Below are 11,921 nucleotides of genomic sequence, written 5' to 3'. Positions count from 1 at the left end.
TATTAGATTATTATTGGTATACGTTTTACGTTTCGTATCACAACTCTTACCAAGACAAAACCACTTGTAATGATCATTGGCAGTACAATTAAAAAATGTGCCTTATTGATCATAAATAAGCTGTAAACTACTAGAAAAATTAAATGTAAAACAGCAAACCTATAAGTCCATCTTTTGTTTTTTGCGATCGAAAAGAAAATCAAAAGCAGTAAAAGCGGACTAAATAGTAACACGTTATAATTCATCGCCAGTTCTTGGTGAAAAGAATAAAATCCAACCGAAACAAAAAAGATTCCCATTAAAGATAAAATCAAAAGATAGATTTTGTCTACAACTTTGTTGTGTACAACAACCACAACCCCTAAAATAAACAAATAAGTATAAATGTTATTCCACCAAGAAGTTGGAGTTTCTTTTTCAAAACTTAAAAGGGTTTTACTCTTTCCTGCTAAAAGGCGACCTTGAAAAGTCGTTTCGTCTAAACTGTTTTTTAAATCAAAAGGAAGAAAAATTCTGGTGGCTAATTGATCAACTTTAGTTCCAAAAATAATACTGGTTCCTAATTGATCATAAAAATGCCCTTTAAAATAAGGAAACAAAACAGAGCGATAAGTTTTATCAGTATCATTCTTTTTTACAATTACATTCCCGCCTAAAGTTGAATTGATAACATCAACAACCATTGATGTACAATTTTTATCAATAAACTTATAAGTGTAGTAACGTTCTTCCGATAATAAAACAGTATTTAGTTTGTCAAAAAGCTTCTGTTTTAATTCAGGGGAAAGAAGTAATTCCTGTTCAAAAACACTTCTTTTTTCATAAGTATAATCATTTAGAAAATCCGCAAATGAATGAGCAACTACAAAATACTGCAAGTCGCCTTTTGTAAATTTGGCAACAAAATTTGGCGTTCTAAAATCAAAAGCACCGTAATTGTAAACTACGTCAAGATTGTTTATTGGGTCTGCAACACGAATGGCTGTATGTCCAAAATAAGAATACGTTTCATTTCCTAATCCGCAGGTAATGACACTTATTTTAGCATATTTTGATAATGGGATATTTTGAGCAAAGCCAATGGTAAAACTTAGTAATAATAGTAAACTAAAAAGTGTTTTTTGTAAAAGGACTTTTTTCATAATTTAAAATTTTAAGAAGTTTATTATCTAAAAATACCAAGATCAACTTTTATAGAGAAAATATTCGAATACAAAGCTGCACTTTGATTTCCTAAATCAGTCAAAGCGTAATCAATCTGAATGCCTTTGTATTTAAATCCAAGACCAATGTTGGGCTGAAAACTTAATTTTTCAGTATTATCCAGCTGCATTACATTCTGAAAATTTCCCGCTCCGGCTCTTAAAAACACAATATCTGTATAGCCAAATTCAAAACCAAGTGCAGGATCAATACTCACAACTTTAGACGAAATAATATCGTTTGTCTGTTCAAAACGCATGTTTAAATTTCCTGCTGCCAAAAGACTGTAATCATCATGAAATTCGAATTTTTTAGAAACCCCCAATTGTGCTTTTGGTAAAGTAATTTCAGTACTTTCTGGTAATTCATTGTTTTCTCCCGGAATAGCATTGGCAATTTTTGCATATTCTTCTTCATCAATATTCCAAACATTATAAGTTGTTGTAATATCACGAAGCATTAATCCGAATTTCCAGTCGTTATGTTCAAACTGAAGTCCGACATCAAAACCAAAACCCCAAGAATTGGCAAATTTTCCAATCACTCTTCGAATGATTTTGGCATTTACACCATATTGAAATCCTTCAACAGGAAGTTTTCTTGCGTATGAAAAAGTAAAACCATAATCGGCAGTAGAAAATAGACGAATTCTGTTATAATCAATACTTCCCTGACTGTCGATTAATTGCGTCGTATCCATAATGTCATCGACACCAAAACGAATCATCGAAATTCCCCAGGCACTTCGATCATCAATAGGACTTGCGTACCCAATAAAGTCGTATTGCGCAATATTGGCAAAATAACTGGCATGCATTAACGAAACTTGATGATCTTCCAGATGCGTTAAACCAGCCGGATTCCAGTAAACAGCATTCACATCATTTGTAGAAGCCGTCACAGCACTAGACATTCCTAACGCTGCCGCATCGACACCAATATTCATAAACTCATTCGAATATTTTCGAACGGTTTGTGCATATTGCGAAGTAAAACTCCAAAATAATAAAAACGCAGAAAGTTTTTTCAAAAGCTGTTTTTTTGCAGACTAATGCCTGTTTTTAATTTTCATCAAAAATATAATATTTTACCCATCTAATTTCTTCCTTTTTAGAAATATTGCGAAAGTTAAAATTTCAAATAAAAAACAATTGCGAAAACACGTTTTTCATGTGCATATTATGCTAAATTTGTTCTCCAAGATTATCAAAATTTATAAAACATGAATATCAAAAAACACATTCCGAATTTAATTACATTAATTAATCTTTTTTGTGGCTGCATTGCAATAGTTTTTATTTCTGAAGCCAACTACGAAATGGCTTTTTACATGGTTTGTTTAGGAATCTTTTTTGATTTTTTTGATGGTTTTTTCGCCAGATTATTCAAAGTTTCAAGCCCGCTTGGATTGCAGTTAGATTCTTTGGCAGATATGGTAACTAGCGGAGTTGCTCCAGGTTATGTTATGTACAGTTTGTTTACAAACAGCGCACACGAATTAGGAACAAATGCTTTTATTCCGTTTTTAGGATTTATCGTGACTTTAGGTTCTTGTTATCGTTTAGCTAATTTTAATATTGATACACGTCAGACAGATTCATTTATAGGATTGCCAACTCCGGCAAATTCTCTTTTTATTTTGAGTCTTCCGTTAGTTTTAAAGTTTTCAGATTCTTTATTATTGCTTGAAATCCTGACAAACCAATACGTTTTATTAGCAATCACTTTATGCAGTGCCTATATTTTGAATGCCGAAATCCCATTGTTCTCTTTAAAAGTTAAGAAGTTTAATTTAAAAGATAATGCTTTGCAGATCGTATTTCTTTTGATTTCTTTCGTTTTACTTTTATTATTCCATTTCGGAGCCGTTCCATTAATCATCATTTTTTACGTTTTACTATCGATCGTAAATAATTTGTTTTTGAAAAAAAAGTAGTTTTATTCGAATGGCAAGAAAAACGACTTATCGTAAAACATATTCAAGAAAACCCGCAGGAAGATCATTGCTAAGCAGGCTTTTTCGATCTCTTTTATTAATTTTCTTTGCGCTTCTTTTCATTAGAATTGTTTATCATTATCGAAAAGGACTAGCTTATTATTTAGGATTTAAATCAGAAAAAGTTTTAGATGAAGATGAGGTAGACAAACATCTTTCTGATGTGAGAAATATTCGTGTTCTCGAAAATCACAAAGGAAAAGTGGTTGGAATTGATGTGTCTGAGTTTCAAGGAAAAGTCGATTGGGATGAAGTTGAAATCCTTGACGAAAAATATCCAGTACAATTTGTTTTCATTCGCGCAACTGCCGGCAACGATCGCGTTGATGGTCAGTTTAAACGTAATTGGGAAGGCGCTAAAGAAAATAAAATCATGCGCGGCGCTTATCATTATTATCGCCCAAATGAAAACTCAATAGAGCAGGCCAATCTTTTTATTAAAACCGTAAAATTGCAAAAGGGAGATTTACCTCCAGTTTTAGACATAGAGAAATTACCAAAAAATCAGCCTCTGGACAGTTTAAAAAAAGGTTTAAAGCGTTGGTTAACTAAAGTGGAAAAACATTATCAGGTACGCCCAATAATTTATTCAGGAGAAAGATATTATTCTGATTTCTTAAAAGAAGAATTTGGAGAATATTTGTTTTGGATTGCCAATTACAATTTCTACCGGGAAAAAATTGAAGATGACTGGCTGTTTTGGCAGTTTACAGAAAAAGCTTCTCTGCCGGGAATCAAACACCGAGTTGATGTTAATATTTACAATGGCGATTTAGAACAGCTGCAGTTTATTACTGTGGAGTAGTTTTCAGTCACAGTCGCAGTTTTCAGTTTGACTGATATTATCATCTGGATAATAATCCCAGTACAGCTATTGAAAGTAAGGCTAAAATAATTAAAGCAGAAAAAGGATTGGCAAAATTAATGGTGTAACCCATAGATGGTATTCTTTTAGGAGGAAATAATCTGCTGTCTTTAGGGTTATAGTAAAAACAGAACAAATACCAATTGTTTGGATCTTTTTGCCAATTGTCGTAATCTTCCTGAGTTGGTTTTTCTGAATTCATATCTTTAAAAGTTTTCAGTCACAGTTTTCAGTCGCAGTCAAAAACTGAAAACTGCGACTGAAAACTGAATACTTCTTAAAACTCCAATTTCTTTTTACGAAGTTCGAAGTTTTGCCCAAGATAAACACGGCGAACCATTTCATCTTCAACCAATTCTTCCGGAACTCCCGCTTTCAGGATTCCTCCCTCAAACATTAAGTATGTTTTATCTGTAATCGCTAAAGTTTCCTGAACGTTGTGATCCGTAATAAGGATTCCGATATTTTTATTTTTTAGCTGTGCTACAATTCTCTGGATATCCTCAACCGCAACCGGGTCAACTCCTGCGAAAGGCTCATCCAATAAAATAAATTTTGGATCTGTTGCTAAGGCACGGGCAATCTCAGTACGACGACGTTCTCCTCCAGAAAGTAAATCTCCGCGGTTAGTACGAATATGTTCTAAACTGAATTCTTCAATCAAACTTTCCATTTTAGCAATCTGCTCTTCTTTAGAAAGTTTAGTTAATTGTAAAACACTTAAAATATTATCTTCAATACTTAATTTTCTAAAAACAGAAGCTTCCTGTGCCAAATAACCAATTCCTTGCTGTGCACGTTTGTACATAGGATAATCGGTAATATTTAAATCATCAAGATAAATGTTTCCTGAATTTGGTTTTACCAATCCTACGATCATATAAAAAGAAGTTGTTTTTCCGGCACCATTTGGCCCCAAAAGTCCAACGATTTCTCCCTGATTTACTTCAACAGAAATTCCTTTTACAACACTTCGGCCTTTGTAGGTTTTGATTAAATTATCGGCTCTTAGCTTCATTTGTTTTAATTAGATAATATCTTAATTAGATAATGTGTCAATTTGATAATGAGATAATTATTATCTCTGTTGGCAAAATAAGATAAAATAAATTAATCAATTAAACGAATTAACATATTGTATGAAAATTATCTAATTGACTAATTATCTCATTCTCTAATTATTTGCCTTGTTCTTCTAAAGCTTCCCAGAATTCGTAAGCTCTTCTTAAATGCGGAATTACAATTGTTCCTCCAACAAGAGTTGCGATTCCCATTGCTTCCATCATTTCTTCTTTAGAAACACCTTCTTTATAACTCGTTTCTAAATGGTATTTTACACAGTCGTCACAACGCAAAACTGTCGATGCAACTAAACCTAAAAGTTCTTTTGTTTTTACATCAAGAGCTCCTTCTGCATAAGCATTAGTGTCAAGGTTAAAAATTCGCTTTACAATTTTGTTATTGTCAGCTAATAGTTTTTCGTTCATTTTAGAACGATAGTCGTTAAATTCTTGAATTAATTCAGACATTTTCTTTTAATTTATTTCTATAAACAATCCTTGAAATCAGGATACTTACTTCGTAGATAAGTAACATTGGTATTGCAACAATAGTCTGGCTCACCACATCTGGCGGAGTCACAATTGCAGCAATAATTAAGATAATTACAACAGCATATTTCCAATATTTTCTTAAAAAATCAGGAGTTACTAATCCTAATTTAGTTAAGAAATAAATGATAATTGGCAATTCAAAAAACAATCCACTTGCCAAAATACTCGTTTTTACCATTCCCATATAAGAGTCTAAAGTAAACTGGTTGATTACCATTTCACTAATAGAGAAAGTGGCTACGAAATTTACAGACATCGGTATTACAACATAATAACCAAATATTACTCCTAAAAAGAAAAGCAGTGAAGAAGTGAATATAAATACTTTAGCATTTTTTCTTTCTTTCTCATAAAGAGCCGGACTGATAAATTTCCAAAGTTCCCATAAAATGTAAGGAAAACTTAAAATAAAACCAGCCAAAAGACACATCCAGACAAATATATTTACTTGCCCTTCCATTTCAGTATTCTGAATGATAAAGTTTAGTTTGGTAATGCAAATGCTGTCTGCAAAGCCTAATTGATGTGATAAATCACAAAACCAGACATAAGTAAAAAAACTAGGTCTTGTAGGTCCTAAAATAATTTGATCAAATAAATAATCACTAATAAAATAAGTAACAAATGCCATAATGCATATTGCAATTGTACTTCTAACTAATAACCATCTTAGTTCTTCAAGATGATCTAAAAATGACATCTCGCCAAGGTTTTTCTTTGCCATTATACGATTCCTTCTTTTAAAATGTCATGTAAATGTAATACTCCTTTGTACTCGCCGTTGTCAGCCACGATAAGCTGTGTAATAGAAAAATCTTCTAAAATATTTAAAGCATCAACCGCCATAGTTTCAGAAGACACTAATTTAGGATTTTTAGACATAATATCTCTTGCAGTTAAGTCAGCAATAGTATCTACGTCATTTAGCATTCTTCGGATGTCTCCATCCGTAATAATTCCAACAATTTTATTGTCTTCAATAACCGCAGTCACACCAAGTCTTTTTTCAGAAATTTCGAAAATTGCTTTTTTGATTGAAGTATCTGGAGAAACAGCTGGTTTTAACGAATGCTCGATCATATCTTTTACACGAAGCAAAAGTTTTTTTCCTAGAGCACCTCCCGGATGATAAACTGCAAAATCCTCTGGTTTAAAATCGCGCATTTCCATTAAACAAACTGCCAGAGCGTCGCCCATTACAAGTTGTGCTGTTGTGCTGTTTGTTGGTGCTAAATTTATAGGACAGGCTTCTGTGTCAACTGTTGTGTTTAAAACATAATCAGAACCTTTAGCCAGAAATGAAGTTACATTTCCGGTAATAGCAATTAAGGTATTCCCAAAACGTTTTAATAACGGAACCAAAACTTTGATCTCCGGACTGTTACCGCTTTTTGAAATACAGATAATGATATCGTCATTTTGTATCATCCCTAAATCGCCATGAATTGCTTCTGCAGCATGCAAAAACATTGAAGGTGTTCCGGTGGAGTTAAAAGTAGCCACCATTTTTTGAGCAATTATGGCGCTTTTTCCTATACCGGTAACGATCAATCGGCCTTTAGTTTCGTAAATACGTTGTGTTGCTTCGAAGAAATTTTCGTCCAGAAAATCAATTAATTTTATAATTGCTTCACTTTCAGAGAGTATGGTTTTTTTGGCGATTGCCAGTATATTTTCCTTTGAGATCAAAACAGAATATTTAAAATTTGTATGTATAAAAGAAAGTTGTATCTTTATGTGTTGCAAATTTATACAAAAATATCCATTTAAATAAAGAATGAATTCAAACGAAATTGAAATACACAAGGAATTAAAGAAGTATTTCGGCTTTAGCCAATTTAAAGGCTTGCAGGAGCAAGTCATTACGAGTATTTTAGGTAAAACGAATACTTTCGTAATTATGCCTACGGGCGGCGGTAAGTCTCTTTGTTATCAATTACCCGCTTTAATTCAGGACGGAACAGCTATTGTTGTTTCTCCTTTAATTGCTTTGATGAAAAATCAGGTAGATGCGATTCGAAGCCTTTCTTCAGAAACCGGAATTGCGCATGTGCTGAATTCCTCTCTTACCAAAACAGAAATTGCACAAGTAAAAAAAGACATTAGTTCTGGTTTAACCAAACTCTTGTATGTTGCTCCCGAATCTTTAACGAAAGAAGAATATGTAGCCTTTTTGCAAAGTGTGCCTATTTCTTTTGTTGCGATTGACGAAGCACACTGTATTTCAGAATGGGGGCATGATTTTAGGCCGGAATACAGAAACCTGAGAAGTATTATTAAACAATTAGGTAAAGTGCCAATTATTGGACTTACCGCTACTGCAACCCCAAAAGTTCAGGAAGATATTCTTAAAAATCTGGACATGTCTGATGCAAATACTTTTAAAGCATCATTTAACAGACCAAATTTATATTACGAAGTACGTACGAAAACGAAAAATATCGAATCAGATATTATTCGGTTTATCAAACAACATAAAGGCAAATCTGGAATTATTTACTGCTTAAGCCGTAAAAAAGTAGAATCGATTGCCGAAGTTTTACAAGTAAACGGAATCAGCGCTGTTCCTTACCACGCAGGTTTAGATGCCAAAACGAGAGCAAAACATCAGGATATGTTCCTTATGGAAGATGTTGATGTCGTTGTAGCAACAATCGCTTTCGGAATGGGAATCGATAAACCAGACGTTCGTTTTGTAATTCACCACGATATTCCAAAATCATTAGAAAGTTACTATCAGGAAACGGGTCGTGCCGGTCGTGATGGAGGAGAAGGACATTGTTTGGCTTATTACTCTTATAAAGATGTAGAAAAGTTAGAGAAATTTATGTCCGGAAAACCAGTTGCAGAACAGGAAATTGGTTTTGCCCTTTTACAGGAAGTTGTGGCTTACGCCGAAACCTCAATGTCGCGTAGAAAATTTCTTCTGCATTATTTTGGAGAAGAATTCGACAGCGAAACCGGAGAAGGTGCAGATATGGACGATAACGTTCGTAATCCAAAAAATAAAATTGAGGCCAAAGAACAAGTGGTCAAATTACTTGAAATTGTTCGCGATACCAAACATATTTATAAATCAAAAGAAATCGTGTTTACTTTAATTGGACGAATCAATGCGGTCATTAAAGCGCACAAAACCGATATTCAGCCTTATTTTGGTTCAGGTTCAGACCACGACGAGAAATACTGGATGGCTTTATTGAGACAAGTTCTTGTAACCGGATATTTATCAAAAGATATCGAAACATACGGTGTGATCAAAATTACACAAGAAGGTTTAGATTTTATCAAAAAACCGGTTTCATTTATGATGTCTGAAGACCATGAATACAGTGAAGCCGATGACGAAGCAATAGTAGCGTCAGCAAAATCAACTGGAACTGCCGATGAACTTTTAATGGGAATGCTGCGCGAACTTCGTAAAAAAGTAGCCAAAAAATTAGGCGTTCCTCCATTTGTTGTTTTTCAGGATCCTTCTCTTGAAGACATGGCTTTAAAATATCCTATAACATTACAAGAATTATATAATATTCATGGTGTTGGTGAAGGAAAAGCTAAAAAATATGGCGGCGAATTCGTTACGCTTATCAGCAGATATGTTGAAGACAACGATATCATTCGTCCAGACGATTTAGTTGTAAAATCTACCGGAGTAAACTCTGCCAATAAATTATACATCATTCAAAATATTGATAGAAAACTGCCATTAAGTGATATCGCTTCCGCTAAAGGATTAACAATGGATGCTTTAATCAAAGAAATGGAGCAAATCGTATATTCTGGAACAAAATTAAATATCAAATACTGGATTGACGATATGCTAGACGATGATCAGCAGGAAGAAATTCACGATTACTTCATGGAATCAGAATCAGATAAAATCGAAGACGCCTTAAAAGAATTCGACGGCGATTATGATATCGATGAATTACGTTTAATGCGTATTAAATTTATTAGTGAGGTCGCTAATTAAATTCCAAATTCCAAAAATAATAGAATATTAAAAAATATAAATTCCAAATTCCAAGCAATCTAAAGCATTGGAATTTGGAATTTTTTTATTGGAATTTCTTCAAGTTTGGAATTTTACTCAGTATAAACTTCCCCACGATGCGGTTTCAAAGCATCTCTTACCTGAATCATATTTTCATCAGTTACAACCATAAAAGCGATTGCCTGCATTTCGTTTATGATTGTAAAACCCGTAATATTTAAAGGTAATTTTTCGATTGCGATATATTCTTTTAGGTGAATTTCATGATGTTCTGCAGTTTTTGCAGAAGCCGGACCACGGAAATCCCAAATCAGTTTTATTTTTCTAGACATTTTTTTTATAGGTGCAAAGGTTCAAAGGAGCAAAGGTACAAAGGTTAGTTTGAAAAAAAGGTTCTGAGGTTCTGAGTTTTTTCTGTAGAGACGCACTGCAGTGCGTCTAATCGCTGTTGATAAAAATCTTTTTAATCCAAATAATCTGTGGCTAAAAAAGAACAAAGATCACAAAAATGTTAAGTATAAAATCTGTTTATATCTGCGTAAATCTGTGGGCAAATTTTACAATTGATAAAATCTCATTTCAAAATAGTACTTTTGCATCTTCTTTTCATAGAAAGAAAAGCTAATAGAATAAAAAAGATACAATGCCAAGAGAACTTTTACTTCAGGTAACGCCGGAAATTGCAGCAAACGAATCGCTGCTTAAAGATTATTTGTCTAAACAAATAAAAGTTTCTCCGCAGGAAATTCAGCATATTACCATTTTAAAACGATCAATTGATGCGCGCCAAAAAGCGATTAAAATCAATTTGAAAGTTATTATATATTTAAAAGGAGAACCGTTTCAGGAAACTAAAATAGAACTTCCTGTTTATAAAGATGTTTCTTCTGCGCAAGAAGTCATTGTGGTTGGCGCAGGTCCGGCCGGACTTTTTGCCGCTTTACAATTAATTGAATTAGGCTTGAAACCAATTGTAATCGAACGCGGAAAAGATGTTCGCGGACGCCGACGTGATTTAAAAGCAATTAATCGTGAACATATCGTAAACGAAGATTCTAATTATTGTTTTGGAGAAGGCGGAGCCGGAACCTATTCTGACGGAAAATTATATACCCGTTCTAAAAAACGTGGCGATGTAACTAGAATTTTAGAACTTTTAGTAGCTTTTGGCGCTTCCGAAGATATTTTGGTTGAAGCGCATCCACATATTGGAACTAATAAACTTCCGAAAATTATTGAAGACATTCGAAATAAAATCATTGAGTTTGGCGGTCAGGTTTTGTTTGATACCAGAATTACTGATATTTTGGTGAAAAATAATGAAGTTGAAGGAGTCGTAACTCAAAACGGAGATAAGATTCTGGCGAACAAATTAATTTTGGCAACCGGACATTCGGCTCGTGATATTTTTGAATTATTGGATAAAAAGAAAATTTTAATCGAAGCTAAACCTTTTGCTTTGGGAGTTCGTGCAGAACATTCGCAGGAATTAATCGACAGTATTCAATACAGCTGTGATTATCGTGGCGAACATTTGCCTCCGGCACCATATTCAATTGTAAAACAAGTAAACGGACGCGGAATGTACTCGTTCTGTATGTGTCCGGGAGGTGTGATTGCGCCTTGTGCGACAAGTCCGGGTGAAGTGGTTACAAACGGCTGGTCGCCATCTAAACGTGATCAGGCAACGGCAAATTCCGGAATTGTGATTGAGTTGAAATTAGAAGATTTTAAACCTTTTGCAAAATTTGGTGCTTTGGCCGGAGTTGAATTCCAAAAAAGTATCGAACAAAAAGCGTGGCATTTGGCAGGAAGAACCCAAAAAGTTCCAGCACAACGAATGATCGATTTTACCCAAAATAAAGTTTCGGCTGATATTCCAAAAACATCTTATGTTCCGGGAACAACCTCGGTTGAAATGGGGCAGGTTTTTCCGGGATTTTTATCACAGATTTTACGTGAAGGTTTCAAGGAATTTGGTAAATCAATGCGCGGTTATTTAACTAATGAAGCCATTTTACATGCCCCGGAAAGCAGAACTTCGTCGCCAGTTAGAATTCCGAGAGACGCTTATACTTTAGAGCATTTGCAGATAAAAGGTTTATATCCGTGTGGAGAAGGAGCAGGTTACGCAGGAGGAATTATTTCTGCAGCAATTGATGGTGAAAAATGTGCTTTAATGATTGCTGAATCTTTGAAGTAACTTGTCATTTGGCTTTCTGATTATTAAAATTTGTAATATATTTAGTT

12 protein-coding genes are annotated in these 11,921 nt (G+C 34.0%); 4 read left to right on the top strand and 8 right to left on the bottom strand.

Translation table 11 applies throughout. From position 1 onward, the window contains the following. Window positions 1-2: 2 nt before the first annotated feature. Together NLJ00_RS01765 and NLJ00_RS01760 are read right to left on the bottom strand one after the other, a co-directional pair. Window positions 3-1,142: a lipoprotein N-acyltransferase Lnb domain-containing protein gene (locus tag NLJ00_RS01765; RefSeq protein WP_180860833.1), complete on the bottom strand. Its 1,140-nt coding sequence runs from the start codon at window positions 1,140-1,142 to the stop codon at window positions 3-5. 23 nt (window positions 1,143-1,165) lie between these two features. After that, window positions 1,166-2,233, bottom strand: coding sequence for a putative type IX sorting system protein PorV2 (locus NLJ00_RS01760; protein WP_452124547.1), 1,068 nt, complete (start codon window positions 2,231-2,233; stop codon window positions 1,166-1,168). 192 nt (window positions 2,234-2,425) lie between these two features. On the opposite strand from NLJ00_RS01760, the gene NLJ00_RS01755 reads away from it, so the two are divergent. Continuing rightward, entirely contained in the window at window positions 2,426-3,139 is a 714-nt protein-coding gene (locus NLJ00_RS01755; protein ID WP_053470910.1) for a CDP-alcohol phosphatidyltransferase family protein, read from the top strand. Window positions 3,140-3,149: 10 nt separating this feature from the next. Then, window positions 3,150-4,004 carry a glycoside hydrolase family 25 protein gene (locus NLJ00_RS01750; protein ID WP_256636051.1) on the top strand — a complete coding sequence of 285 codons (855 nt, stop codon included), beginning with the start codon at window positions 3,150-3,152 and terminating at the stop codon, window positions 4,002-4,004. A 40-nt stretch (window positions 4,005-4,044) separates the two neighbouring features. On the opposite strand, the gene NLJ00_RS01745 is transcribed toward NLJ00_RS01750, so the two are convergent. The 5 genes from NLJ00_RS01745 to NLJ00_RS01725 form a co-directional block, all read right to left on the bottom strand. Then, on the bottom strand, window positions 4,045-4,266 hold the full coding sequence (locus NLJ00_RS01745) for a DUF5808 domain-containing protein (RefSeq protein ID WP_256636050.1): 222 nt from the start codon (window positions 4,264-4,266) through the stop codon (window positions 4,045-4,047). 75 nt (window positions 4,267-4,341) lie between these two features. After that, window positions 4,342-5,082, bottom strand: a complete 741-nt coding sequence (lptB, locus tag NLJ00_RS01740; RefSeq protein WP_053470913.1) for an LPS export ABC transporter ATP-binding protein — start codon at window positions 5,080-5,082, stop codon at window positions 4,342-4,344. A gap of 160 nt (window positions 5,083-5,242) precedes the next feature. Next, window positions 5,243-5,593, bottom strand: a complete 351-nt coding sequence (locus NLJ00_RS01735; protein ID WP_053470914.1) for a carboxymuconolactone decarboxylase family protein — start codon at window positions 5,591-5,593, stop codon at window positions 5,243-5,245. Continuing rightward, window positions 5,586-6,401: a twin-arginine translocase subunit TatC gene (gene tatC / locus NLJ00_RS01730; RefSeq protein WP_180860825.1), complete on the bottom strand. Its 816-nt coding sequence runs from the start codon at window positions 6,399-6,401 to the stop codon at window positions 5,586-5,588. The genes NLJ00_RS01735 and tatC overlap by 8 nt, the downstream gene beginning before the upstream one ends. Then, window positions 6,401-7,366 carry a KpsF/GutQ family sugar-phosphate isomerase gene (locus tag NLJ00_RS01725; protein ID WP_053470941.1) on the bottom strand — a complete coding sequence of 322 codons (966 nt, stop codon included), beginning with the start codon at window positions 7,364-7,366 and terminating at the stop codon, window positions 6,401-6,403. Before NLJ00_RS01725 ends, tatC begins: the two co-directional genes overlap by 1 nt. Before the next feature lie 88 nt (window positions 7,367-7,454). Between NLJ00_RS01725 and recQ the strand changes: the two genes are divergently transcribed. Next, window positions 7,455-9,650, top strand: a complete 2,196-nt coding sequence (gene recQ, locus NLJ00_RS01720; protein ID WP_256636049.1) for a DNA helicase RecQ — start codon at window positions 7,455-7,457, stop codon at window positions 9,648-9,650. Window positions 9,651-9,763: 113 nt separating this feature from the next. Here the strand turns inward: recQ and NLJ00_RS01715 are convergent, their stop codons facing one another. Beyond that, window positions 9,764-10,003 carry a hypothetical protein gene (locus NLJ00_RS01715; protein WP_256636048.1) on the bottom strand — a complete coding sequence of 80 codons (240 nt, stop codon included), beginning with the start codon at window positions 10,001-10,003 and terminating at the stop codon, window positions 9,764-9,766. A gap of 311 nt (window positions 10,004-10,314) precedes the next feature. Here NLJ00_RS01715 and NLJ00_RS01710 point away from each other — a divergent pair, with 311 nt between their 5' ends. Continuing rightward, window positions 10,315-11,874: an NAD(P)/FAD-dependent oxidoreductase gene (locus tag NLJ00_RS01710; RefSeq protein WP_256636047.1), complete on the top strand. Its 1,560-nt coding sequence runs from the start codon at window positions 10,315-10,317 to the stop codon at window positions 11,872-11,874. The last annotated feature ends 47 nt before the right edge of the window (window positions 11,875-11,921 follow it).

Origin of the sequence: Flavobacterium panici (assembly GCF_024499525.1) — a bacterium.
Classification (GTDB): Bacteria; Bacteroidota; Bacteroidia; order Flavobacteriales; family Flavobacteriaceae; genus Flavobacterium; species Flavobacterium panici.
The sequence above is the reverse complement of the archived record's forward strand: the minus strand, read 5'-3'. Positions and strand labels throughout refer to the sequence as shown.

Coding starts and splice junctions, on each gene's coding strand:
- NLJ00_RS01750 (WP_256636051.1), top strand. CDS start 3,150: ATGGCAAGAAAAACGACTTATCGTAAAACATATTCAAGAAAACCCGCA.
- recQ (WP_256636049.1), top strand. CDS start 7,455: ATGAATTCAAACGAAATTGAAATACACAAGGAATTAAAGAAGTATTTC.
- NLJ00_RS01755 (WP_053470910.1), top strand. CDS start 2,426: ATGAATATCAAAAAACACATTCCGAATTTAATTACATTAATTAATCTT.
- NLJ00_RS01710 (WP_256636047.1), top strand. CDS start 10,315: ATGCCAAGAGAACTTTTACTTCAGGTAACGCCGGAAATTGCAGCAAAC.
- NLJ00_RS01745 (WP_256636050.1), bottom strand. CDS start 4,266: ATGAATTCAGAAAAACCAACTCAGGAAGATTACGACAATTGGCAAAAA.
- NLJ00_RS01715 (WP_256636048.1), bottom strand. CDS start 10,003: ATGTCTAGAAAAATAAAACTGATTTGGGATTTCCGTGGTCCGGCTTCT.
- NLJ00_RS01735 (WP_053470914.1), bottom strand. CDS start 5,593: ATGTCTGAATTAATTCAAGAATTTAACGACTATCGTTCTAAAATGAAC.
- lptB (WP_053470913.1), bottom strand. CDS start 5,082: ATGAAGCTAAGAGCCGATAATTTAATCAAAACCTACAAAGGCCGAAGT.
- NLJ00_RS01765 (WP_180860833.1), bottom strand. CDS start 1,142: ATGAAAAAAGTCCTTTTACAAAAAACACTTTTTAGTTTACTATTATTA.
- tatC (WP_180860825.1), bottom strand. CDS start 6,401: ATGGCAAAGAAAAACCTTGGCGAGATGTCATTTTTAGATCATCTTGAA.